Origin of the sequence: Chryseobacterium lacus (assembly GCF_003336205.1) — a bacterium.
Taxonomy (GTDB): Bacteria; Bacteroidota; Bacteroidia; order Flavobacteriales; family Weeksellaceae; genus Chryseobacterium_A; species Chryseobacterium_A lacus.
Window position 1 is genome coordinate 282,378 of the sequence record NZ_QPIE01000003.1, and the last position, 24,727, is coordinate 307,104.

The 24,727-nt window shown below is 39.6% G+C and carries 26 protein-coding genes; 12 read left to right on the plus strand and 14 right to left on the minus strand.

Annotation, left to right across the window (positions count from 1 at the left end):
• Nucleotides 1-6: 6 nt before the first annotated feature.
• From DQ356_RS05140 to mraZ, 5 genes are read right to left on the minus strand one after another with little or no spacing between them, the layout of a single operon-like run.
• A complete protein-coding gene (locus tag DQ356_RS05140; RefSeq protein ID WP_114303398.1) occupies nucleotides 7-1,467 on the minus strand; it encodes a UDP-N-acetylmuramoyl-L-alanyl-D-glutamate--2,6-diaminopimelate ligase in 1,461 nt (486 codons plus the stop codon).
• Between the two features lie 21 nt (nucleotides 1,468-1,488).
• Nucleotides 1,489-3,480 (minus strand): penicillin-binding transpeptidase domain-containing protein, encoded by a 1,992-nt coding sequence (locus DQ356_RS05145; protein WP_114303399.1) that lies wholly within the window; start codon nucleotides 3,478-3,480, stop codon nucleotides 1,489-1,491.
• Nucleotides 3,470-3,829: an FtsL-like putative cell division protein gene (locus DQ356_RS05150; RefSeq protein WP_114303400.1), complete on the minus strand. Its 360-nt coding sequence runs from the start codon at nucleotides 3,827-3,829 to the stop codon at nucleotides 3,470-3,472. The genes DQ356_RS05145 and DQ356_RS05150 overlap by 11 nt, the downstream gene beginning before the upstream one ends.
• A gap of 8 nt (nucleotides 3,830-3,837) precedes the next feature.
• The gene (gene rsmH, locus DQ356_RS05155) at nucleotides 3,838-4,731 is read right to left on the minus strand and encodes a 16S rRNA (cytosine(1402)-N(4))-methyltransferase RsmH (protein WP_114303401.1); all 894 of its coding nucleotides are present in this window, start codon (nucleotides 4,729-4,731) and stop codon (nucleotides 3,838-3,840) included.
• 44 nt (nucleotides 4,732-4,775) lie between these two features.
• Nucleotides 4,776-5,243 (minus strand): division/cell wall cluster transcriptional repressor MraZ, encoded by a 468-nt coding sequence (gene mraZ / locus DQ356_RS05160; RefSeq protein WP_114303402.1) that lies wholly within the window; start codon nucleotides 5,241-5,243, stop codon nucleotides 4,776-4,778.
• A gap of 267 nt (nucleotides 5,244-5,510) precedes the next feature.
• Here mraZ and DQ356_RS05165 point away from each other — a divergent pair, with 267 nt between their 5' ends.
• Genes DQ356_RS05165 through DQ356_RS05175 form a run of 3 tightly spaced genes read left to right on the plus strand, consistent with a single transcriptional unit; the run spans nucleotide 5,511 to nucleotide 7,381 of the window.
• Nucleotides 5,511-6,272, plus strand: a complete 762-nt coding sequence (locus tag DQ356_RS05165; RefSeq protein WP_114303403.1) for an alpha/beta fold hydrolase — start codon at nucleotides 5,511-5,513, stop codon at nucleotides 6,270-6,272.
• Between the two features lie 46 nt (nucleotides 6,273-6,318).
• On the plus strand, nucleotides 6,319-6,939 hold the full coding sequence (gene yihA, locus DQ356_RS05170; RefSeq protein ID WP_114303404.1) for a ribosome biogenesis GTP-binding protein YihA/YsxC: 621 nt from the start codon (nucleotides 6,319-6,321) through the stop codon (nucleotides 6,937-6,939).
• Complete coding sequence (locus tag DQ356_RS05175) at nucleotides 6,920-7,381, plus strand: GNAT family N-acetyltransferase (RefSeq protein ID WP_114303405.1); 462 nt, start codon at nucleotides 6,920-6,922, stop codon at nucleotides 7,379-7,381. The genes yihA and DQ356_RS05175 overlap by 20 nt, the downstream gene beginning before the upstream one ends.
• A gap of 27 nt (nucleotides 7,382-7,408) precedes the next feature.
• Here DQ356_RS05175 and DQ356_RS05180 read toward each other — a convergent pair whose 3' ends face one another.
• The 9 genes from DQ356_RS05180 to DQ356_RS05220 form a co-directional block, all read right to left on the minus strand.
• Entirely contained in the window at nucleotides 7,409-7,732 is a 324-nt protein-coding gene (locus DQ356_RS05180; RefSeq protein ID WP_114303406.1) for a hypothetical protein, read from the minus strand.
• Between the two features lie 6 nt (nucleotides 7,733-7,738).
• Complete coding sequence (locus DQ356_RS05185; RefSeq protein WP_114303407.1) at nucleotides 7,739-8,098, minus strand: rhodanese-like domain-containing protein; 360 nt, start codon at nucleotides 8,096-8,098, stop codon at nucleotides 7,739-7,741.
• Nucleotides 8,099-8,105: 7 nt separating this feature from the next.
• Nucleotides 8,106-9,506: an MBL fold metallo-hydrolase gene (locus DQ356_RS05190; RefSeq protein ID WP_114303408.1), complete on the minus strand. Its 1,401-nt coding sequence runs from the start codon at nucleotides 9,504-9,506 to the stop codon at nucleotides 8,106-8,108.
• A gap of 73 nt (nucleotides 9,507-9,579) precedes the next feature.
• Nucleotides 9,580-9,951 carry a hypothetical protein gene (locus DQ356_RS05195; protein WP_114303409.1) on the minus strand — a complete coding sequence of 124 codons (372 nt, stop codon included), beginning with the start codon at nucleotides 9,949-9,951 and terminating at the stop codon, nucleotides 9,580-9,582.
• Between the two features lie 4 nt (nucleotides 9,952-9,955).
• Nucleotides 9,956-10,756: a sulfite exporter TauE/SafE family protein gene (locus DQ356_RS05200; RefSeq protein WP_114303410.1), complete on the minus strand. Its 801-nt coding sequence runs from the start codon at nucleotides 10,754-10,756 to the stop codon at nucleotides 9,956-9,958.
• A 46-nt stretch (nucleotides 10,757-10,802) separates the two neighbouring features.
• The gene (locus tag DQ356_RS05205) at nucleotides 10,803-11,246 is read right to left on the minus strand and encodes a hypothetical protein (RefSeq protein ID WP_114303411.1); all 444 of its coding nucleotides are present in this window, start codon (nucleotides 11,244-11,246) and stop codon (nucleotides 10,803-10,805) included.
• Between the two features lie 84 nt (nucleotides 11,247-11,330).
• Complete coding sequence (locus DQ356_RS05210) at nucleotides 11,331-13,319, minus strand: TonB-dependent receptor plug domain-containing protein (RefSeq protein ID WP_114303412.1); 1,989 nt, start codon at nucleotides 13,317-13,319, stop codon at nucleotides 11,331-11,333.
• 63 nt (nucleotides 13,320-13,382) lie between these two features.
• A complete protein-coding gene (locus DQ356_RS05215; RefSeq protein WP_114303413.1) occupies nucleotides 13,383-14,237 on the minus strand; it encodes a hypothetical protein in 855 nt (284 codons plus the stop codon).
• Nucleotides 14,238-14,337: 100 nt separating this feature from the next.
• Nucleotides 14,338-14,706 (minus strand): hypothetical protein, encoded by a 369-nt coding sequence (locus DQ356_RS05220; RefSeq protein WP_126723235.1) that lies wholly within the window; start codon nucleotides 14,704-14,706, stop codon nucleotides 14,338-14,340.
• Between the two features lie 159 nt (nucleotides 14,707-14,865).
• On the opposite strand from DQ356_RS05220, the gene DQ356_RS05225 reads away from it, so the two are divergent.
• From DQ356_RS05225 to DQ356_RS05265, 9 genes are all read left to right on the plus strand, one after another.
• Nucleotides 14,866-16,389, plus strand: coding sequence for a helicase HerA-like domain-containing protein (locus tag DQ356_RS05225; protein ID WP_114303415.1), 1,524 nt, complete (start codon nucleotides 14,866-14,868; stop codon nucleotides 16,387-16,389).
• Between the two features lie 11 nt (nucleotides 16,390-16,400).
• Nucleotides 16,401-17,627 (plus strand): 3'-5' exonuclease, encoded by a 1,227-nt coding sequence (locus DQ356_RS05230; RefSeq protein WP_114303416.1) that lies wholly within the window; start codon nucleotides 16,401-16,403, stop codon nucleotides 17,625-17,627.
• Nucleotides 17,628-17,849: 222 nt separating this feature from the next.
• Entirely contained in the window at nucleotides 17,850-19,049 is a 1,200-nt protein-coding gene (gene lysA / locus DQ356_RS05235) for a diaminopimelate decarboxylase (RefSeq protein ID WP_114303473.1), read from the plus strand.
• A 42-nt stretch (nucleotides 19,050-19,091) separates the two neighbouring features.
• Nucleotides 19,092-19,583: an energy transducer TonB gene (locus DQ356_RS05240; protein WP_114303417.1), complete on the plus strand. Its 492-nt coding sequence runs from the start codon at nucleotides 19,092-19,094 to the stop codon at nucleotides 19,581-19,583.
• A gap of 18 nt (nucleotides 19,584-19,601) precedes the next feature.
• Nucleotides 19,602-20,366, plus strand: a complete 765-nt coding sequence (locus tag DQ356_RS05245; RefSeq protein ID WP_114303418.1) for a hypothetical protein — start codon at nucleotides 19,602-19,604, stop codon at nucleotides 20,364-20,366.
• 10 nt (nucleotides 20,367-20,376) lie between these two features.
• Nucleotides 20,377-21,174 (plus strand): hypothetical protein, encoded by a 798-nt coding sequence (locus tag DQ356_RS05250; protein ID WP_114303419.1) that lies wholly within the window; start codon nucleotides 20,377-20,379, stop codon nucleotides 21,172-21,174.
• A gap of 155 nt (nucleotides 21,175-21,329) precedes the next feature.
• Nucleotides 21,330-22,763, plus strand: a complete 1,434-nt coding sequence (gene miaB, locus DQ356_RS05255; protein ID WP_114303420.1) for a tRNA (N6-isopentenyl adenosine(37)-C2)-methylthiotransferase MiaB — start codon at nucleotides 21,330-21,332, stop codon at nucleotides 22,761-22,763.
• 160 nt (nucleotides 22,764-22,923) lie between these two features.
• On the plus strand, nucleotides 22,924-24,198 hold the full coding sequence (locus DQ356_RS05260; protein WP_114303474.1) for a sigma-54 interaction domain-containing protein: 1,275 nt from the start codon (nucleotides 22,924-22,926) through the stop codon (nucleotides 24,196-24,198).
• A gap of 2 nt (nucleotides 24,199-24,200) precedes the next feature.
• A complete protein-coding gene (locus DQ356_RS05265) occupies nucleotides 24,201-24,725 on the plus strand; it encodes an LptE family protein (protein ID WP_114303421.1) in 525 nt (174 codons plus the stop codon).
• Nucleotides 24,726-24,727: the final 2 nt, after the last annotated feature.

Consider the following 24,727-nt stretch of genomic DNA (forward strand, 5'->3'; position numbering starts at 1 on the left):
CTGTTTTTATTTACTCATCATTTTCCAGAGTTCTTCAATGATTTTTCTGTCATCGAAATCCTGTTTCACGCCGTTCACTTCCTGATAGGTTTCATGGCCTTTGCCAGCTACCAGAACAATATCTTTAGGTTCGGCAAATTTAATTGCCATTTTTATTGCTTCTTTTCTGTCGGGAATTGTGGTGTATTTGCTATAATTCTGCGGTTCTACTCCTTTTTGTATCTCGCGGATTATTTCTCCTGGATCTTCCGTTCTCGGATTATCGGAAGTAAGGATGGAGAGGGTGGATTTCCGAGTCGCGATTTTTCCCATCTCGCTTCGCTTTTCCTTGTCTCTGTCGCCACCACAACCGAATACGGTGATTAATCTTTCATTTTTTGTGCGAATTTCGTTGATGCTGTCCAACACGTTTTCCAGAGCATCCGGCGTGTGTGCATAATCTACGATGAAGAAAATTCCGCCGTCGGATCTCATGGTTTCAAATCTTCCGTTCACTCTTTTCAGCCGCGAGATCGCTTGCAGAATTTCGGATTCCTCTTGGCCGAGTTCAGATGCTATGGCAAAAGCTAAAAGCAGATTATTGGCATTAAATTTTCCCGTGAGGGTAGTCCAGAATTCCTTTCCGTTGAAGTTCAGCAACATTCCGTTGAAGTCGGCTTCCAGTAGTTTTCCGTGATAATCTGCCATCGTTTTCATGGCAAATGTTTTCTTCGTTGCTAACGTATTTTGCAGCATTATTTTTCCGTTTTTATCATCGCCGTTGGTTATGGCGATGGCAGAAGCGGGAAGTTGATCGAAAAACGATTTTTTTATTTTCAGATATTCATCGAAAGTTTTGTGGTAATCCAAATGATCATGGGTGATGTTGGTAAATCCTGCTATTGAAAACTGAAGTTCTTCTATTCTTCGCTGATGAATGCCGTGTGAACTGACTTCCATAAAGGCATATTCGCAACCTTCTTCCAGAGCTTTCGCCAACAATTTGTTGATGGTGATGATATCAGGCGTGGTGTGTGTTGCAGGAATAATTTCATCTCCGATTCTGTATTCCACAGTGGAAATAAGTGCCGACTTCAGGCCTAATTCTTTGAATATTCCGTAAAGCAGTGTTGCTACAGAGGTTTTTCCGTTGGTTCCTGTAATGCCGATAAGCTGTAGGTTTTCGGAAGGATTTCCGTAAAAATTAGAAGCCAGCTTGCCCAAAGTTTTCGCTGAATTTTTGACCTTTATGTAAGTGATATTTTCTTTTAATTGCTCAGGAAATATTTCGCACACAACTACAGAAGCACCTTTGTCCACAGCATTGGCAATGAAAGCATGGCCGTCTGTAACAACACCCTTTACGGCGATATACAGTGCGCCTGCGGTCACTTTACGGCTGTCGAAAACGATTCCGGAGATTTCTGTTTCCAGCGTGCCGTGGGTTTCCAAGGTTGGGATTCTATTGAATACTTCTAATGCTCTCATTTATCGTCTTGCGTTGCTTTTTTAATTCTGTAAATTCAGGTAAATTTTCTGGTCTTTGTTGATCACCGTTCCTACTAAAGGAAACTGCTCCTGAATTTTTCCTACCCCTTTATATTCTACTCTATATCCTGCGTTTTCCAGTTGAGGAATCACATTTCTGCCAATCAGTCCGACAACATTCGGCATTCTCTGCCCCTGAAAAGCAATTTTCACATTGGGTTCAGTGAGTTTCGTGAGATCTACTTTTTTATCTTCTAAAAGATGAGGTTCGATATTCTGAGGCGTTTTCAAAAATGTTTTTCCTGCAATTTCCTTGAAAACGGGAGCCGCAACGGTAGAACCATAATAGCTTTTGGAGTTATCCGGTTGATTCACCATTACAATACACGTATATTTCGGATTGTCAGAGGGATAAAACCCGGCAAAAGAAGCCTGATATTTCGCAGGACCAGGTTTCCAGTATTCGAAACGCGCTGTTCCGGTTTTTCCGGCCATTTTAAGATTGGGGGTAAATATACTTCTTGCAGTTCCTTTCTCCACCGCTTTTGTGAGGGCTTGAGTCATCATTTTAATCGCTTTGTCAGACGCCATTTTATTGACCATAATTTCCGGTTTTGCACTGTAAAAAACCTGTCCGTCCTTCATGATCTTATCGATAAACAGTGGCTTCACCATTTTCCCTTTGTTGGCAATGCCGTTGTAGAAAGTAGTGAGTTGCAATAAATTAAATCTCGAAGCATATCCGAAGGATAAAGAGGCTAATGCGCCTTTGCTCCATTTCGGGCTTTCCGGTGTCTGTATAAATGGTTTTGTAATGCCGGGAAGTTCAATATCCATTTTATCGAACATTTTCCACCGTCTTAAATGATCCAGAAATACCTGAGGTTTTTCGCCATAAAACTGTGTGATAAGTTTGGCTGAACCTACATTGCTCGATTTAGCCAACACATCGCTGATGTCATAAATTCCACCTCCGTGCCCGTCCGAAACGGGTTGTCCGGCATAAGTCCAGTGTCCGTTTCCGATATCTACAGTCGTATTTTCGTCGATAAATCCGTCATCCATGGCAGCAAGCAGCGATACGGTTTTGAAAGTGGAACCAGGTTCGGTAGCATCTTTCAAAGCATAATTGTAGGCATCAATATAAATTCCGGGTTCTGTTCTTCGGAGATTTACCATAGCTCGCACTTTTCCTGTAGCAACTTCCATTACTACAACGCTTCCGTGGTCTGCATCAAATTCGATCAGTTGTTTTTCCAATGCAGAACTGGCGATGTCCTGAATTCTCAGATCCAGAGTTGTGTACACATCCTGCCCGTCTACAGGTTCTATTGCTTTCCAGTAATCAATAGGTTTCCACTGGTTGGAGTTCACCCGTTGTTCCAAACGGGTTCCGTCCGTTCCTGAAAGATATTTAGAAAAAGCTGCTTCCAACCCCGATTTGTATTCGCCGTTGTCCATTCCGATGGTTCCGGCTCCTATTTCGGTGGTGGCAAGTTCGCGCCTGTATTTCCTGTCAACGATAAAGCCGCCTCTGTGTTTTCCTTTATTGAAAATCGGAAATTTTCGGATCCTGTCATATTGGTCGAAATCCAAGCCTTTTACCAGAGAATAATACTGGTTTTCTTTCCGGCGCTGCTCATCCAACCGTTGTCTGTAAATATTTCGGGGTTTGCCAAACATTGCATTCAGCGAATCCGTCAGTGAGCCGATATTATTTTTATAAACAGAATCTTTAATGGTTTTGAGATCCAGATAAATATCGTAACGCATTACCGTTGTCGCCAGAATGGAGCCGTCTGAAGCGTAAAGGTTTCCTCTTGCAGCTTTTAATTTGGCTTCGCGGTAATTTTTACTGATGTAATCGTCTTTTATTTCCTGAACATTGGTGTTCTGCAAAACGATAATTTTTCCGAGAAACAACGTAAAAGCAAGAAAGGCCACCAGTGCGAACAGGTATCCCCATCTTAACGTTTTCCGTCTTTTGTTATCGAAATTATTCTTATTCTGCATGTGTACTATCGAGTTTTATCAACAATTTATGCGGATGGCTTTCCAAAGGCAGTAATGAGTCCCGAACCATTTCTTTGCCCAGCTCAGATTCCATTCTTACTTTTATCAGTTTGCTTTGAGCATAGGCATTCCGGGATTTATATTCTTCCGTCTGCTCTTTCAGCTCATTGATGATTTCTATTTTTTGATTGACCAGATGATTGCTGTAAATCATCATCATCATCAGTAAAAACAACAACAGAAAATACTTGTAATGCGCTTTGATTTCCTCTCGGTTCAGGAAATTGCCCTTCACAATGTCAATGAAAGTGAGCTTCTTTTTCGGTCTGTATGTTTTTCCTTTGGCCAATTTTGGTTTTATAATTTTATTCCTGTTCTCATTTTTGCGCTTCTCGCACGCGAGTTTTCTTCTATTTCGCTGCTATCGGGAATGGTGGCTTTAGTTTTTAAAAGCTCGAATGATTTCCGGTAATTTCCGTAAATATCTCTTTCCGGTTCACCTTCGAACATTCCGTTTTTCAGGAAACGTTTCACCAGCCGGTCTTCCAGAGAGTGATACGAAATCACCACCAGTCGTCCCTGTGGTTTCAGGATTTTGTATGCCTGAAGAAGCATTTCCTTTAAGGCTTCCAGTTCCTGATTTACCTCAATACGAATGGCTTGAAAAACCTGGGCAAAAAACTTATTCTGCTTGTGTGGCGGTATAAAACTGAATATTTTTTTTAAATCTTCTGTCGTTTTTATCGCGCTGATTTTCCGGTGATGAACAATGGTTCTTGCTAGTTTTCGAGCTTCTCTCAGTTCTCCGAAATGGTAGAGAAGATCAGCGAGATGTTCTTCTTCATATTTATTAATTATTTTTCTCGCATCTAAGCTTTGCATCACGTTCATTCGCATATCCAGCGGCGCATTGCTTCGGATGGAAAATCCACGTTCTGCTTCATCGAACTGATGGGAGGATACGCCCAAATCGGCCAAAATCCCGTCTACCTGCGTTACACCGTGCATCAGCAATGAATTTTCCAGAAACCTGAAATTTTGATTGATCAGGGTGAAGCGTTTGTCTCCAATCTTATTCAGAAGTGCATCCGCATCCTGATCGAAACTGTAGAGTTTTCCTTTTTCTGAGAGTCTGGCAAGTATTTCTTTTGAATGTCCGCCACCACCGAAAGTGCAGTCTACATAAATCCCATCCTGATCCGTGACCAGATCATCAACACTTTGCTTCAACAATACGGGGTTGTGATACATTTTTTATCGTTTCAAATTACAGCGAGCGCTGGTAGAATCCAGCTTTAATTTAATTCATCCGAGCCAGTACTGCCCATTACTTCTTCTGCAAGATTTGCGAAGTCTGCTTCGTTTGTCGAGATCACCTGTTCATAAGCGTCCTTATCCCATATTTCAAAGAGTTCTCCCGCGCTGGTGATGACCATTTCTTTCTTCAGTCCGGCAAACAGGGTTAAATCTTTGGAGATCTGCAACCTGCCGGCACTGTCGAGTTCAACGGTTTTTACTCCGGCGGTAAACATCCTGATGAAATCGGCATTCTTTTTTACAAACCTGTTCAGTTTGTTGATTTTTTCCATCAGGCTGTCCCAGTGCTGCATCGGATAAACTTCGAGACAGTTCTGAAACACAGAACGTTTGATGACAAAAGTAGCTCCGCCAAAATCCTCCATCTGCTTCGCCAGAGAAGAGGGAACTTTAACGCGGCCTTTGTCGTCAATTTTACATTCGTATGTGCCTATGAAATTCTTCATTTGGGACAAATTTATATAATAATTTCCAAAACTTCCCACTTTTTCCCACTTTTTGACTTAATGTGTATAACTTTTTGTTCATCGTAAAACTATTGGTGCTAATTTGCTTGCTTACAATCTCTTAAAGCAATGGAGGTAGGGCTGAAGATTTATTTTAACATTTAAGGGATCACAGTTTCACAATTAAGTTTTATTTTTATAAAATATTTGCTATAAATTATGATAATGCAGGGTTATTTGTAATTTTGCAGCGATTGACTGAAATCTATGATTTTTAAATTAAAGAAAAAGAGAAAATACACTTTCATCGAAGAAGGTGAAGGGCAGCCTATCGTTCTGTTACAGGGCTTAATGGGCGGTTTGAGTAACTTCACCATTTTGATCGATTTTTTCTCTCAGAGAGGATATAAAGTTTACTTTCCGAATTTGCCCATTTATGATCTTCCAATTTTAAATACGAACTTAACAAGCATCGCAAAATTTGTAGCCAGATTTATAACAGAAGAAGTAGGCGAACCGGCTATTGTGATAGGCAATTCTATGGGTGGACATGTAGGTTTAATCCTTACACTTTCGCGTCCTGATTTAGTGAAATATCTGGTGCTGACAGGTAGTTCCGGGTTATATGAAAGAAGTTTTGGAGACAGTTTTCCCAGAAAAAATGACCGCAATTATATCCGCAAAAAAGCAGAGGAAGTTTTTTATGACCCTACTGTTGCTACAGAAGATCTGGTAGATGAGGTTTTCTCGGTAGTAAACGACCGCGGAAAAGGAATAAAAACTGTGATGCTGGCCCGAAGTGCGATAAAGCATAATATGGAAAAGGAACTTCATAAAATTCAGGTGCCTACCTGCATTATCTGGGGAAAACAGGATAATGTGACTCCGCCGGAAGTGGCTTCGGAAATGGACAGGCTGATTCCCGATTCCGACCTTTTCTGGATTGATAAATGCGGGCACGCTGCTATGATGGAAAAACCTGAAGAATTTAATGCAATTCTTTACGATTGGTTGAGAAGCCGGGAGTAACCCGAAACATAACCATCACGATTTTACGGGATGAATCCTATTTCTTATGATTAAAACTGCAGAATTTATAAAAAGTTCAGGGAAGTGGCAGGATTGCCCCGATCCGGTTTTGCCGGAATATGCTTTCATCGGCCGCTCGAATGTGGGCAAATCTTCACTGATTAATGCGATGGCCAACAAAAAAGACCTCGCCAAAACCTCGCAAACGCCCGGGAAAACACAGCTCATCAATCATTTTCTCATCAATGAAGAATGGTATCTTACCGACCTTCCCGGTTATGGTTATGCCAAAGTTTCCAAATCGTTGAGGAAAGATTTTGAAAAACTGATTACACAATATATCCTCAACAGAACCAATCTGGTGAATCTTTTTGTTTTAATCGATATCCGGCATTCGCCACAGCAAATTGACCTAGATTTTATGCAATGGTGTGGTGAGAGCGGAATTCCCTTTTCTATTGTTTTCACAAAAGCGGACAAACTGAGAGGAAATGCTGCTGTCAAAAATACCGAAGAATACAGAAAAAAAATGGAGGAATTCTGGGATGAATTGCCGCCAATGTATATTACTTCAGCTGAAAAAAAGCAAGGTGGAGACGAGATTCTGTCTTTTATTGAAAAAACCAACCAGTTTCTGAAGAAAAATAATGTCCGTTTTGAAAAGTGATTTCATTTGGAAGGCAAAATCGTTTGATCAGCTTTCTGTCGATGAATTGTACAAGATTCTTCAAGCAAGAATGGAAGTTTTCGTTGTGGAACAGCATTGCCACTATTTGGATCCTGATAATGCCGATCAAAAAGCCATTCATCTTTGGGCAGAAAAAGATGGTGAAGTTGCAGCTTATTGCCGGATTTTCGACAAAGGAATAAAATATCCGGAAACATCTATAGGCAGAGTTCTGACGACAGGAAACTTCCGAAGAATAAGTTTGGGTAAAGCACTGATGAATATTGCCCTGCAACTTATTGAAAGCCGCTTCCAGACTTCTGTTGTGCGAATTTCAGCGCAGGATTATCTTCTGGATTTTTACCAGAATTTTGGATTTGAAGATACGGGTAAAAAATATCTGGAAGACCAGATTCCTCACACTGAAATGCTGAGAAAGTAATTTTAAGAATCCTGAATAATTAGGATTTTACAGCAGATCATTATCAGGTTCGTTATTCATTTCCTTAATAATAAGAAACAAATTTTCTTTCTCTACACCGGTAATTTCATGTTCCACATCAATAGGAATTTCATAAAAATCCAGTTCTGTAAAAGTTAAATCCACATCCGGCAACGAAAATTTAATTTCGCCTTTGAGCATGATTAAAGTCGTTGATTCTGAGAAGTTTTGCTTTTCGAGAACAGCACCCTGTCCCAGTGCTACGGCCAATTGCTGTTGAGTTGCTGTCTTTTTAATCTGAAAAACAGAAGGCCTGTCTTTAAAGAAATCTGTATATTTCAGTATATTCATGAGCTCTTATTTTAGGTGAAGGATAGCATTTATATTTTTCCAGGTTTTCCCGTTTCGGACGTTGTTGATTTTATTTTCTTTCAGTACTTCCATTGCTTTTCCGGCTTGTTTGCCTGAATTACAAAAAACGACCGTTGATTTGCTGTTTCTGAATACTTCCAGATTGTTTTCAATTTGTGCCAAAGGAATATTAACAGCGTTGGGAACAGGATTATTGCGGAAATCTTCCGGAGTCCGTACATCCACCAAAAGCGTTTCGGGGCTTTGTACAGTTTCGATCAAGCCATGCCGGTTATCGAAGGCGACAGTGGGTGCTGCACATGAAAAAAGGAATACGAGTAAGAAAAAGTTTAAGATCGTTTTCATTTCAAAATTATTTCTCACAAGTGATCTGTGGTGCAGGGATTTTTCCGGTTTTAATAATTCCGTTATATCCTCCTCCGATCTCTGTGAAATTCCGTATTCCACGAGAGTTCAGGATGCTAGCTGCAATCATGCTTCGGTAGCCGCCTGCGCAATGAAGATAAAAATGTTCCTGATCAGGAATGTTTCCTGCCCATTCTGAAATATAATCTAAAGGCTTGTTTTCAGCATTTTGGAGATGCCCTTTTTCAAATTCTGATTCTTTTCGAACGTCAATAATTTTTAAATCGGTGTGGAACTGTTCTGCAAATTCATCAGGTGAAATTCTTTTAATTTCATCAGTTTCTTTTCCTGATTTCTTCCAGCTTTCAAAACCACCTTCCAGAAAACCTACCACGTTATCAAAACCAACCCGTGACAGTCTGGTGATGGCTTCTTTTTCCTTCCCCGGTTCTGTGATTAAAAGTAAAGGCTGTTTTACGTCCACCACCATACTTCCAACCCATGGAGCGAAGTCGCCCTTCAATCCTATGTTTACTGCGTTCGGAATAAATCCCTGATGAAATTCTGCGGCACTTCTGGTATCGAGCAAGAGTGCTCCTGTTTCTTCTGCAGCCGTTTCAAAATCATCCGGATTTAGTGGATTCAAACCTTTATTCATTACTGTTTCGAAACTTTCATATCCGCTTTTATTCAAAGTAACATTCATTCCGAAATATTTGGGAGGTGCGGTAAGACCTTCCAGAACAGCACTGATGAAGCTTTCCTTATCCGGTTGATTAAGCGCATAATTTGTTCTTTTCTGGTTTCTGAGCGAGTCTACGGTTTCTTTCTGCATGTTTTTGCCACAAGCCGAACCTGCGCCGTGTGCAGGATAAACCGTCACGTCATCAGGAAGCGGCATTATTTTATTTTGCAGGCTGTCATACAGCATTCCGGCAAGTTCTTCCTGAGTGATGGTGCCCTTTTTCTGTGCAAGATCCGGCCTTCCGACATCGCCTAGAAATAACGTGTCTCCTGAAAAAATAGCGTTTTCTTTTCCCTCTTCATCAATCAATAGAAATGTAGAACTTTCCAGAGTATGGCCGGGAGTGTGCAGAACTTTTATTTTTATTTTTCCAATTTGAAAAATCTGATGGTCCTCAGCAATAATGGCTTCAAAATCCGGTTGAGCGGTAGGTCCGTAAATAATGGGAGCTCCTGTCTTTCTGCTCAGGTCTAGATGTCCGGAAACAAAATCGGCATGAAAATGCGTTTCAAAAATATATTTGAGCTTTACCTGATCTTTTTCCAGACGATCCAGATAAGGTTGCACCTCACGCAGAGGATCAATAATGGCTGCTTCATCTTCAGAAACAATGTAATAAGCACCCTGTGCCAGACATCCGGTATAAATCTGCTCAATCTTCATTTTTAAATTTTTTAGTTGATAGCAAATTTCAGGCTAATTGCTTAAACGTAAAGTGATATAAATCACATTCAATCTATTCATCCGAAAAAGCAGTGCTGTTTCCCTCTTTATCGGTGAGCTTTCCACCTGTTCCGCTGCTGTTCATTTCCCACATCATTTCTTCGTTAGAAAAAATCGGATTTCCCTGAGCGTTAACGGTTTTTGCGGTAAGTTTCTGTTCAGGCTGTCCTTCCTTTTCTAATTTTACAGCTACCATTCCGCCTTCAGCAAAGTAGGTTACTTTTACTGTTTCGCCGGTGCTGCTTTTAAGTGTTTTCGTATCCTGAACATTGCTCTCCTGAGCATCCTGAGTTGTCGTTTCCTGTTGCGCTCCTTTGTTTTCTTCTTTTGTACAACTTGCTAATGTTATACCTGAGAGCGCAACGAAAAAAAATAATTTCTTCATTTTATTAAGATATTTGTTTAATTAATAATTCATTGATGATAATCCAGATTCCCATCACCAAAACCAACCAGCCAAATATCGGGCGAAGCTTTCGGCCAGCAATTTTTTTGGCGATTTTCACTCCGATGAGAATCCCGAAGACAGAAAGTCCAGTGAAGGACAGCAAAAACGGCCAGTCGATTACAGTTCGATCCAAGGAAGAAACAAAACCGACATTGGAGTTAAATGCAATAATGAATAGCGAAGTTCCGACAGCCTGTTTCATAGGAACCCTCAGTAGCATTACCAATGCGGGAACAATAAGGAATCCGCCGCCTGCTCCAATAAATCCGGTGATTATTCCCACTAAAAGCCCTTGAGAAATTAGAAGCGTATAATTGATTTCTTCAGATTTCGGTATTCTTTGCCGATCGATTCTTTTTATCATTTTAAAAGCCGAAATGAGCATCAAAACCGCAAAAAGAACCAGGATGAACATTTCTTTGGTAATGGTAATTCCCCATCTGTTGATGATATATGGTGGCAAATGCGGCAGCACTACTCTTCTGGAAAATAAAATACCCGCCACTGACGGAAGTCCGAAAAGCAATGCCGTTCTGAAATTAACATGCCCTTGCCGGATGTATCCTACGGAGCCAACCGCACTGGTGACTCCTACGACAAATAATGACAATGTAGTCGCTGTGACGGCATCGATTTGAAATAAATATGCAAAAACAGGAACGCTCAATATACTTCCGCCGCCACCGATAAGCCCCATGACGAGACCTATTACAATGGCGAAAAAATATCCTGCTATATTCATCCTCGCAAAGGTAACGGTATCATTTTAAATTGAAATTGCAATACCGTTAGAAAATAGAAGTAATCTTAAAGGTATTGCTTCCCATTTCTATAGTGTCGCCGGTTTTTTTGCCGCGTAGTTTTCCGAAAATCGGAGCTTCAGGCGAAACACAGAAGACTTCTTTGCTCTCCATTTTAAACGCCGGAAGTGCAACGCCAATGAAGAAATAATGATTTTCGGTTTCCACTACGGAACCGGGTTCGATTTCCGTATGAGAAGTTTCTTTTTCTGAAAGAACAAAATTCAGGTCGTTTTTTTCCTTTGCCAGCATTTTTTCATACCTCAACTGCATATCTTTTGCCTGAGTCTGGCGTGCATAATCGTCCGGATCTGCGGTATCATCCTCATCTAGATCTGACGCAGACTTGTACCTGTCCACGGATTCCTGTAGATTTTGAATCACTTTATTTTGTTCTTCAATAATTCTTTGAAGTATTTCTGCTCTTTTCATAGGTTTCTTTTAAACAAGGAATAAATTTAATAAAAAAAATGATTGTACCGCATTTTTCAAACATGGAAGTTATCATGTTCTCATTTAAAACTGATAATGAATATTAAGATAAAAATTTCTTCCCGGTCTTGGTATTTTGTTCCAATCAGAATAGGTATTATACTGTGTATCCAGAAGGTTTTCAACTCCTATCTTAGTGTGAATTTTATTTTTCCCGAACAGAAATCTATAGCCAGCAGAAATTTGTATTACTGCGAAAGCGGGCGTTTCGGTTTCTCCATAAACTTCGCTGAAGTCTGTTTGTCGGGAATTGGCCATCACAGAGGCTTCGGCAGAAAAGCGATTTTTCTCAAAACTGACTGATGACAACAAAGTCAACGGGCTGATATAAGGAAGCGGCTCGTTCTGAAAATCGCGTCCTTGACTGTAGGTAAGCTGTGCTTTCCATTTAAAATCATTCAGAAAAATAAGTTCTGTTTCCAAAGCAGAATTTATAATGGTGGCAGATTTCAGTGCTGTATAGCGTTTCACGCCTTTTCCTCCAATCGTCATAGGAACGAGATCAGGAATAATTTCTCCTATAATATAATCTGAAATATGAAAATAGGAACCGGAGAGTTTTACGTAGAAATTATTCTTCTTAAAAGCTGCAAATGCATTCGCTTCCGCTGAACTTTCGTTCTTCAGCTCAGGATTTCCGATATAATCGTAACGTTCCGCACTGTTAAAAAGATAAAAACCATAACCTTCAGAAACAGAAGGTGCTCTGTCGCCATAACCAGTGCCGAAGCCATAATTAAAGCCATTTCTGTTAAACTCAAAATTTGCGGAAATATTTTTCAGAAGACGGCTTTTCTGGTCTTTCATATCAGGATGGAAAATTTTCAGGCTGTTCAGGCCAAATTCGCTGGCTACTTTATTGGAATGAAAACCTAAAGAACAGGAAATTTTAATAAAAACATTGGGGTTCAACACTGCTTTATCTTCCAGAAAAACTCCCTGAAAAGAAGTTCGTACATCTGGCCAGGTGTACATGAACATTAAATTTTCCTCCGGATTATTTGGATACATCGTCATTTCTGCAACGGATTGATTGTAAAAACCATTCACATTCATTAGCAACTGATGGTTTTTGATTTCGCCTTTCAGTTTGGAATAATAACCATACGTTTTGCTCCAGCCGGGCATATCCATGTGTACCGGAACGCTCGGGCGGGTGGTGTCATCCATTCGGTGGGTGATGGTATTGTAATATATTTTAGTATCCCAACTTGTAAAAAGCTCACTTTTGGGTACCATTTGGTAATTCAGAGAAGTAATGACGGCTTCTGCAAGTGAAACATCCATGGGAAGTGCGGGATAACCCACATCTGTAGCTTTATCATAAATAACCGAGCCTTCTAGCAAGTGATTTTCAGCTATTTTCACGCCAATATTTCCTGATGTGTTAATTTTCCTGAATTGGGAATACAGAACTTCCATGTTATTTCCTGCCTTATAATTTTCAGCATCCCGGCTCATCACATCCGCTTCTAAATAGAATTTCTGATGTTGATAACGGGCACCTGCGCCGAATATTTTTTGCTGATTAACACTTTCAAATCCTGAATTGATATTGAAATCCCATTTGTTTTCCGCAAAATTCCCTTTCTGCCTTTTCAGATCCACAGCACCGCCAATGGTACTTCCGTGGCATGAACCCTGCTGTCCGGAAATGATTTCAGCTTCAGAAAGATTGGAAACTTCCACGTAAGAAGTGATGGGATCCATTTTATCCGTACATGCTCCGAAAATTCTCATTCCGTCAATGGTGATCAAAGTTCTTTCTGTCTGCATATTGTTAATCACCGGTTCCCAGGCGTAAGCGCCTCTTCGAATCATATTGATGGACGAAGATTTTTGAAGATATTCGTCTATAGAGCCGAGAGGTTTTTCCTGTTTGTTGGTAATTCTAGTAGTACCTATAACAATAACTTCCTGAATTTCTGCAGTTTTCAAAGTGTCTTTTTCCGACTGTGCCACTATATTCTGAACAGCAAAAGCGCTGAACAGAATGATTCCTATTTTTTTCATTACAAATAATTTTTGAAAAGCAAAGCCCGCTCACGCAAGGGCTTTGCGTTTAGTTTTGAAAATTTAGAAATCAATTTCAAAGAAAAGACTACTGGAAGTTTGAGTATCCGTTACATCGTTTCCTCCGACAATATTTCCGGACGCGTCCGCAAGCTGGAGATTTATTTTCCAATAACCTGTCATGGTTAAAGAAAGTTTTCCTTTATACAAACTGCCGGCAGAAATCTGTGTCAGATTCACATTATTGGGCGAAGAGTGATTTCCCATTCCCGGCATTCTCGGATCTATTTTCAAAGTATAACCGTTGGCAACTGGGAAAGTCATCATATCCTGCATCATCCAAACTCCGGCTGTCATGTCATTTAAGGCAACTTTTGGATTCTTCGGGTTAATGTAGGCAACAATATATCGCTTGTTATCGGAGCCTAAAAAAGAAGCCACCGTTTTTTTATCGGAAACCGGAACATCGATCACCGAAATTGCTGAATAATCAGTACCGTTGATGGTGTAATCAATTTTTAAATCCCAGAATTCTGACGCATTTTGTGGCATTTGAAACACGATATATCCATTATACAAAGTATCATCGGATCCGTTTTTCGTTACCAAAGATTTTGGGCAGGAATGGCTCATGCTCGTCATATGCATCATTGGAGTCCAGGTGATGGTTGCATTTTTTTCGTACTGATTGTTAGATTTGTTTTTAATTCTGATGCTCAGTTCATTGTATCCCAGAGCCGTGGTTCCGCTAACTGAATACAACTCTATAATATGGTCATTATTGTCAATGTCTTTTATTTTTTTAAGACTTGTAGAAGGATTAGAGGTCTCGTCTATATCGCTGTTTTCGTTACGGCAGGATACGAGGAAGAGGGCCATCATCAAAACGGCCAATATTGGTTTTATTGAAAATTTCATTGTTTTGGATTTTAATTAATAGACGGATGATTCTAAAGAATATTCTCTTTAAAATTTAAATAAGGGTGTGAAAATTCCTTAAAGAAAAAACACAGTTTTCTTAAAGTCTATATTCTGGAGGGCGTGGAGCTGTTTCGGAAAAACCTTTTAGTACAGCGTGTTCGCCTAAATAAAATGGTTTGTGATTACCAACAGGTTGGTCATACATAAAGGTTAGAGAGATTTGTACTGCTGGCAGAAAATGAAATTCAAAACTTCCGGATTTTATAACACTCACAGGAGTTCCGCTCTTTTCAGATTGTTTTTTGGCTTGGCATTTTCCGTGACACTCCATTTCCGGCACGTCCTGATTGATACAATGAGCTTCGTAGAATTCTTTGTGGATTTTATAATCCAGAAGTACAAGAGAGTTCTGGAAACTCACCACATAAACAATTACAGATAATATAGTACAAAGAACTATTCTCATTATTGATACAAAGGTACTTCTGAAACAGGGCATAACCTATGACTGCGGTCACAATATTCTGATGATAAATATCACTTCACTCTTCCTCAACGTAAAAAATTTAAAATACCATTCTCTTTTAGGTAAAAAATTTTAAATTTAACATTTTATAAGCGAGTTATGGCAGATAAAATAACATTCATTGAAGAGATGAACGCCCGGTATACCACTAAAGGAGAGTGTCTCATCCTTGGAAAAGCCATGTTGGATGGTGAAGTAGTTCCGGAAGTCAATATTACGATTCCCTTAAAAACGATCAACCGGCACGGATTAATAGCCGGTGCCACCGGAACAGGAAAAACAAAAACCGTTCAGGTGTTTGCTGAACAGCTTTCTCATGCCGGAATTCCTTCGCTGGTGTTGGACATCAAGGGAGATTTTTCGGGAATTGCGAAACCCGGTGTGCGTAATGCCATCATTGAGGAAAGATATGGTAAAACAAAACTGGACTGGAACGCTCAGGGTTTTCCTGTAGAACTGATGACCATTTCCGGAGAAGAAGGAGTAAAACTAAGATCTACGGTAACGGAGTTTGGGCCTGTTTTGCTTTCGAAAGTTCTTCAGCTCAATGAAACCCAGTCCGGAATTATGTCCATTGTTTTCAAATACTGTGATGATAAAGGATTGCCGCTAATTGATTTGAAAGATCTGAAGAAAGTGCTTCAGTATGTAACAGATAACCCACAAGGAAAAGTTGATATGACCCAAAATTACGGATCTGTTTCTACTGCTTCTTTGGGCGCTATTCTTCGGTCTATTGTATCCTTGGAACAGCAGGGCGGAACTGGATTCTTCGGTGAGCCGAGTTTTGATGTGTATGATTTAAAGAGTCAGAAGGACGGGAAAGGTGTCATCAATATTCTGAGAGTAGGAAATATCCAGACCCAGCCTCAGCTTTTTTCTACTTTTATGTTGGCGCTGTTTGCGGAAATATATATGGAATTCCCCGAAGAAGGAGATTCCGGGAAACCAAAGCTTGTATTATTTATTGACGAGGCGCATCTTATTTTCAAGGAAGCTTCCAAAACTCTCCTGAGCCAGATTGAAATGATGGTGAAACTCATCCGCTCCAAAGGAGTAGGAATTTATTTTATTACTCAGATCCCAGGTGATGTCCCGGAAAATATACTTTCTCAGCTCGGGTTAAAAATTCAGCACGCTCTTCGTGGATTTACTGCAAAAGACAAAAGAGAAATAAATAAAGCAGTGGAAAATTATCCCGAAACGGAGTATTACAATGCGGGTAATTTAATACAGAATTTGGGAATTGGGGAAGCATTTGTCACAGCACTCAATGAAAAAGGAATTCCGACACCATTGGTTCATACCTATTTAATTTCTCCGGAATCCAGAATGGATATTCTTTCTGAATCTGAAGTGTCAGAATTGGCCTCGCAATCAGCTCTGGTTGCAAAATATAAAAATGATATTGATAAAGACAGTGCTTATGAAATGTTGGTTACCAGAATGGAAGAGGCTGTACAAAATGCTTCGGCTCAGCAGAAAGTAAAAACCGTAAAAAAAGAGCAGAGTGTAGTGGAGCAAGTACTCACAAGCAGAGCAGGAAGAACCTTTACCAATACACTGATGAGGGAGGGAGCGAAAGCCATTATGGGAATGTTAGGATTAAGTAGAAGAAGATAATAAGAAAGATTTTGTATTCAATAATAGATATAGAAAGTAACGGAGGTGGTTTCCGGGAGGAAATTATCATCGAAATTGCGATTTACAGATTTGACGGCCATAAAATTGTGGATCAGTTCAGTTCGCTCATCAATCCTGAAGCGGACATTACCAATTTTGTTCAGCGATTAACGAGAATTTCCCCCAAAATGGTGAAAACAGCTCCGAAGTTTCATGAGGTAGCCAAAAGAGTGATCGAAATAACTGAAGGCACAACGCTGGTAGGACATAATGTAGAGTTTGATTATCGGATGTTGCGGCAGTCTTTTAAAAGGCTGGGCTATGATTTTAAAATTGATACGCTGGATACGATTGATCTGGCAAAAAAACTCATTCCGGAAGCTGAAAGTTTCTCACTTGGAAAATTGGTGAAATCTCTCGGAATCCCTTTGGTGGAGCATCATCGTGCTCGTGGAGACGCCCGGGCAACATTGGATCTTTTCAAGGTTCTTATCTCAAAAGATACCGAAAATGAAATTATACAGAAGCAGCATGAGGAAACCAACGCGAAAACCTATGTGAACAAAATAAAAGAACTCACTCAGGATCTTCCCAATGCGATAGGAATCGTGTATTTTCAGGATGAAAAAGGAGAAATATTGTTTTCAGATTTTGTGGATAATATTAATAAGTTTTCCAAGAAACTCTTTAATTCCAAATCCCAAAAATACAGTGGCATTCAGGAAAAAACGCAACAAATTCATTATGAACTTGCCGGAACCCCCGTTTTGGCCAAGCTGCTGATGATTACCAAGAAAATCAGAAAAAAGCAACTGTTGCCTTACGGTTTGTACCATCGAAAAGGAAAATATTTGGCAGAGAAAACAAGCCTTCATCCAAACGAAATCCCTTTGCTGAAATTCAGTTCATTTACGCAGGCGATGAAGGTGCTGCATTTTATTCGGGAGAAGGAAGTTTATCAGAATCCGGAGCATCTTACATCGGTGATTAGCCTGAAAGATCGCAATGAATTATGGTCAATTGCCGGCCGCACGTTAGGGGAGAAAGCCTTTTTAATTTTAAAAAACGGAAAACTTGCTTCGTATGGATTTTATGAACTTTATACCCAAATTCAGAATAAAACAAAACTTCAACAGCTGAAAATCGACGTTCCTTCCGTTCCGGAGCACCTGACCAATGACTTGAAATTGTTATTACTAAAAGGAGACGTACAAATACTGCCACTGCCGGAATCTTAATTTGAAAAGAAAAATTGCAGGATCGGTTCAAAAAAATTATTTTTGACAAAATTTATAAGCATTACATAATGTCTGCCGTTGTTACATTCAAAAAAGTTTCTTCAAAGGGAAAAAAACACTTCTTTAAAGGAATTTCTGTAACATAAGGTCTGGTGTTTTGGAAGTAATCGTAATCGTATAGGCAGACTCATTTGGGGTCTGTTTTTTTTTAAAATGATCAATATGACAAATAGAAATTTATTAAAAATTGCCGAAGAATTCGGGACTCCTGTTTATGTGTATGATGCAGAAAGCATTAAAGTTCAATATGAAAAACTAACTTCTTCGTTTCACCGGAATACCCGGTTTTTCTATGCTGCAAAAGCACTCACCAATATTAATATCCTGAAATATGTGAACAACTTAGGAGCGGGATTGGATTGTGTTTCCATTAACGAAGTGAAACTTGGGTTAAAAGCAGGTTTTCCGTCTCATAAAATCCTGTTTACGCCAAACTGTGTAGATCTTGCAGAAATAGAAGAGGCGATGGAGCTGAAAGTGCATATTAATATCGACAATATTTCAATTCTGGAACAGTTCGGGAACCGATATGCAGGCAGTTATCCTATTTTCGTGCGGATCAATCCGCATATTTTTGCAGGTGGAAATTATAAAATTTCAACAGGGCATATCGATTCCAAATTCGGGATTTCCATTCATCAGTTGCGACATATTGAGCGGATTATGAATTCTACAGGCCTCAGAATTGAAGGTTTGCATATGCACACCGGAAGCGAAATTAAAGATCCCGATGTTTTCCTGCAAGGATTGGATATTATGTTTGAACTTTCTGAGCATTTTCCTGAGCTGAAATATATTGATATGGGAAGCGGTTTCAAAGTACCTTATCAAAAAGATGATCTGGAAACTGACGTACCGAGTCTTGGCAAAAAAGTAGATCACGCTCTGAAGGAATTTAGCAAAAAAACAGGAAAAAAAGTAGATCTCTGGTTCGAACCGGGAAAATTTCTCGTCAGCAAATCCGGGCATTTTCTGGTGAAAGCCAATGTAATAAAACATACGACGGCGACGGTTTTTGCGGGTGTCAATTCGGGGTTCAATCATCTTATTCGTCCCATGTTTTATGATTCGTATCACGTTATTGAAAATCTTTCCAATCCTAAAGGGACAGAACGAATTTATACGGTGGTGGGCAATATTTGCGAGACGGACACTTTTGCTTGGGACAGAAAAATAACGGAGGTTCGGGAAGGCGATATTTTGGTTTTCCGGAATGCCGGAGCGTATGGTTTTGAAATGAGTTCCAATTTTAATTCCCGCTTGAAGCCTGCTGAAGTTTTATTTATCGAGGGCAAAGCAAAACTAATCCGGAAAAGGGAAGAGTTTGAGGATCTGCTGAAAAATCAGGTGGAAGTCCTCTGATATTCATGAGACAAAATCTTATATTTGTAACAAATCCTATATATGAAAACTGTATTATTTTTATTGATATTTGCCTTCAGTTGGGTGCCTGCACAGGATGTGGAAGACCTTCAGGAAGGGTTTTTTTATGCGGAAAATTCCCGTAATTTTTTCCGTGTAGAAATTGCGCGGCCTTTCGGATTGTACAAACCTGAATCGTGTTCTGATATCTCCAAATTTTCCCGTGCCCAGTTTGAGGGAGGAGACGAAGCTTTTAGTAGAGAACTGTTCAAGTATATTTCCGCGTATGTGGATCGAGAAATATATGTGGTGAACGGGCCTTTTTTCCTTCACGTTTCCATCAATTCCAAGGGTGATGTGGAAAATCTTGAAGTAACCCCCAAAGTTCCGAATAGCCAATCGTTTCTTCGGGATCTGAAATTCGCGGTAACCAGAATTAAGAAAAGATGGAGCCCGGCTGTTTGTAATGAAGTTCCTGTTTCTTCGAAAATTAGAATTAAATTGAATTTCACCTCAGAAAGTGTGGATTTGTAAATTTCTTAAACAATAATCATGAGAATAAAACTTTTTTTAATCCTGTTTCTTTCAGGATTCTTTTCACTGAGTGATGCCCAAATCTTAAATGAATATCCGGAAGGACAGGATTTTTATGCGGGAGGAATTAATGCGTTAAGTGCTGATGTATTACAAGCTATAAAATTAGCAGATTTAAAACCGTGTGCTAATAAAGAGGAAATTTACACTATATCAGTTTTGGTAAATCCTGATTCTAAAATTAATCTGGTGAAAGATTTCGACACGCTTAATATACAGAAAAATAAATGTGCTTTCGAGTTCAGTAAAAAATTGCTTCCTCATCTTAAAAAATGGCAACCGGCAAAGGTAGATGATCTACCAGTAAAAGCAGTGGCCACTTTCACCGTTAAACCTGCAGATCTTTTTTATACGGAAAAAAATGAGATCAGTACGGCTCCAGAATTTCCAAAAGGGCTGCATAATTTCAGAATGATTGTAAAAGATATTTTCGAGAAATCCCTTAAACATAATAAATATGGTAGAACCGAGCTTACTTTTGTAGTAGGTTTAGCAGGCAATATAGAAGATGTTCTTGTGAAAGGAGATTATAATGAGAGAGAAAGGAAGCAGTTAATTCATGAAATTACGAACATCAAAGAACGATGGAAACCGGCAACAGTGGACGGCCAACCTGTAAAATACAGAATGAAAATGATCGTGAGTCAGGAATTTGACCATACTTGGGAAAGAGAAAAATTTGAACAACCGGTGAGACCGGGAATCAACAGAATGGGATTTTAAAAAAGCAGAAATGAGAAATGGAATTTCCCTTTTGAGGAAAAGTTATATTCTTCTGGCATTTTTATTTTCCCAAGCTCTTACATCCCAAGTGTTGGAGAAATACCCTAACGGACAGCAGTTTTATAAAAACGGTACAACGGGAATGATGTTGGATATGATTAAAATTGTTAAGGAAAAGAATATTCAGAAATGTAAATCAAAGGAGGAATATTATGACCCTGCAGTTCTCGTTTATCCTGATGGCAAAATCGATTTTGTTAAAGATTTTGATACTTTGAGAATTAAACAACGCCAATGTGCTTATGACTTCACAAAAGCGGTTCTTCCTCACATGAAAGGATGGATACCTGCAAAAATTGACGGAAAGGAAGTAAAAGCGATTGCTAAATTTTCTGTTTTCCCCTTTATAATCTTTAATTCTAAACTCAATCCTCAAGAGAATGTTTATACAAGCCCCACATTTAGCGATGGTGTAGCTGAACTTCATAAGAAAATATCAATAGTGTTGACTAAGGACGTGACGGGGAATACCAATGAGCCTATATTTATCCTCTTTCTAATTGATGAGAGAGGAAAACTTAAAAAGACTCAGTTATTTTACACTGGTGATGATGCTAAAAAAATACATAAAGTATCGTATAAATTACAAAATATAAGCGGAGATTGGGCACCTGCTACTTTTAATAGTGTCCCTTTTGAATGGTTCATTGTAGTGACTCTTGATCCGCTGAAAAAGCAGTTTCAGCAAAATAATACAATCCGGCTTGATCACGTTGATCGTTTCTTTTTTGAAAGATTTAACTTTTAAATTTTCGGATTTACAAATCGATCAGAAAGATTAATAGCTCATCTTTATCGACTAATCTGAAAGAAGCACTTCAATCTTTCCTGCCATTCTGTCACTTTTTTATGTATCTTTGCACCTCAGATCTTTATCATTTCTGGAAATAAAAACAGAACAAAGTGCAGGAAAAATATATAGACGAAACCAAACAGGGCGAAGCTTACGCCATCGCTGAACGTAAAGGAAATACCAAAAAACTCTTTCTGGAAAGCTATGGCTGCCAAATGAATTTCTCAGACAGTGAAATTGTAGCCTCTATTCTTCGGGATGAAGGATACAATACCACGCTAAATGTGGAAGAAGCAGATCTCATCCTTCTCAACACCTGTTCTATTCGCGAAAAAGCAGAACAAACAGTCAGGATGAGGCTTTCTCAGTTTAAAAAACAAAAAGAAACTAACCCCGGTCTTACAGTGGGCGTTTTGGGTTGTATGGCTGAAAGGCTGAAAACCAGGTTTCTTGAAGAAGAACAGTTGGTAGATTTGGTGGTCGGTCCCGATGCCTACCGCGATTTGCCAAATTTATTAAAAGAAACCGAAGGCGGAAGTGATGCCATCAACGTCATCCTTTCCAAAGAGGAAACCTACGCCGATATTTCCCCTGTCCGTTTGGGTGGAAACGGTGTTACGGCTTTCGTTACCATTACCCGGGGTTGCGATAATATGTGTACTTTTTGTGTAGTTCCTTTTACTCGTGGCAGGGAAAGAAGCCGTGATCCATTTTCTATTTTGAAAGAATGCGAAGAACTGTGGAACAACGGTTATAAAGAAGTGACGCTTCTGGGACAAAATGTTGACAGCTATTTATGGTATGGAGGCGGCCCAAAGAAAGATTTTGCCAAAGCTTCTGATCTACAGAAAGCAACTGCAGTGGATTTTGCTGCCCTGCTCGAGATGGTGGCACTTCGCGTTCCGGAAATGAGAATCCGTTTCGCTACTTCCAATCCACAGGATATGAATCTGGAGGTTTTCAGAATGATGTCCAAATACAATAATATTTGTAAATACGTTCACCTTCCGGTTCAGAGTGGAAGCAACAACATGCTCAAGGCGATGAACAGACAGCACACCCGAGAAGAGTATCTGGAACTGATTTATGAAGCCAAAAAGATAGTTCCGGAAATCGCATTTTCTCAGGATATGATCATCGGATTCTGTGGCGAAACGGAAGAAGATCATCAGCAAACCCTTTCGTTGATGAGGGAAGTGGAATATGACTACGGCTATATGTTTGCCTATTCCGAAAGACCTGGAACACCCGCGCATAAAAAAATGGAGGATGATGTTCCCGCAGAAGTGAAACAAAGAAGACTTTCTGAAGTTATCAAACTTCAGGGAGAGCTTTCCCGAAAAAGGATGTCAGGATATGTTGGAAAAGTATATGAAATCCTGATAGAAGGAACATCCAAAAAGAATGATAACCAATGGAAAGGAAGAAATTCACAAAATGCAGTGTGTGTTTTCGATAAACTGGATGGACAAAAAATAGGCGATACTGTTTCCGTTTTTGTTTATGGCAATACCCAAGGAACACTTTTGGGCGAAACGGTGTAGATGAACCCAAACAGACATCGTTTGTTAATTCTCGATATTCAAATAATGAATTAAATTAGGAAGCAGTTCTTTCTTTTCCTTATTGGAAAAACTTTTTGCCAGTAAATACAAAACGGTTTTTGCCGTCAAAAGAAGATTTTATTCAAATTTTAGAACAAAAATGACAGACTTACAATCCATAAAAACACGCTTCGGAGTTATCGGAAATTATCCCGCGTTGAATCGCGCCTTGGAAAAAGCGATACAGGTAGCACCTACTGATATTTCTGTCCTTGTGATAGGAGAAAGCGGTGTCGGAAAAGAATTTATCCCAAAAATTATTCATGCAGAATCCCGGCGGAAGCACCATCCTTATATCGTTGTAAATTGTGGCGCAATTCCTGAAGGGACGATAGATTCCGAACTTTTTGGCCACGAAAAAGGAGCTTTTACGGGAGCCACTTCCACCAGAAAAGGATATTTTGAAGTTGCAGACGGCGGAACCATTTTTTTGGATGAAGTTGGCGAATTGCCTTTGCAGACGCAGGTGCGGCTTCTTCGGGTGTTGGAAAGCGGTGAATTCATGAAAGTTGGTTCCTCGCAGGTTCAGAAAACTGATGTGAGAATTGTGGCCGCCACCAATGTGAATATGATGAAAGCGATTCAGGACGGAAGATTCCGGGAAGATTTGTATTACCGTTTGAATACCGTTCAGATTGATATGCCACCACTTCGGGAAAGAAAAGGAGACATTCATCTGCTGTTCAGAAAATTTGCGATTGATTTCGCTGAAAAATACAGAATGCCCGAACTGCAGCTTACTGATGATGCGGTAACTTATCTTGAAAATCACCCCTTCCCGGGAAATGTGCGACAGCTCAGGAATTTAGTCGAGCAGATGACCGTCGTGGAACAGAAAAGGGAAATTAATTCTGTACGGCTTGCTGAATATATTCCCAGCCAAACCAACCTTCCGGCGGTGATTCAGAAAAACCAACCGGGAAGTGTTTCCAATTCAGAATTTCATTCCGAAAGAGAAATTATGTACAAGATTCTTTTTGATATGCGCAATGATCTTAATGATTTAAAATCCTTAACTTCGGAACTTATCAAGAGTAAAGGAAACAATAATTTTAGTCATCAGGAACAGGCTCTTATCAATAAAATCTACTCTCCGGAAACACAAACGGGCAGCTCAAACTCGTTGTTGTATTTTGAAAATCAATCGAGAAAGCCAAGTGTTATTCCAGGTTCAGAAGACGATTACCAAGAGGTGGAAGATGTGGAAGTGGAAGAAGCAAAGCCGGTCTCCCTTTCATTGCAGAATAATGAAAGAGAACTGATTGTAAAAGCTTTGGAAAAACACAAAGGCAGACGCAACAAGGCTGCTGATGAACTGGGCATTTCCCAACGGACATTATACAGAAAAATAAAACAATACAATTTAGAAGACTGAAAATGAAATTTCGACACCTAACATATTTCTTTTTTCTGGTAATATTTTCCATTCTATCGTCTTGCTACAGTTTTACGGGATCTTCACTCAGCCCTGAAACCCAAACGATTCAGATAAATGAATTTATTAATAATGCACCACTGAACAACCCACAGTTGGCGCAACAATTTTCTACAGATATACAAAACAGATTTTTGCAAAGAACGACGCTGAAAGGAACTAAGGAAAATCCCGATATTCTGATTGAGGGTGAAATAACCGATTACAGCATAACGCCCACCACGATTTCCTCCTCGGTGAATGCACCGGGCGGAAATATTCAGGCGGCACAAAACAAACTGACGATTACCGTAAAAGTGCATTATGAAAACAGAATTGAGCCTGACAAAAGCTTCGACAGGGTTTTTTCTGACGAAGCCGTCTTTTCAAGCGATCTGGATATTCAACAAATAGAAACAGCTCAGGTAAAGCTTGTAAATGAGCGGATTATCAACAAAATTTTTAATGATATTGTAGCCAACTGGTAAAT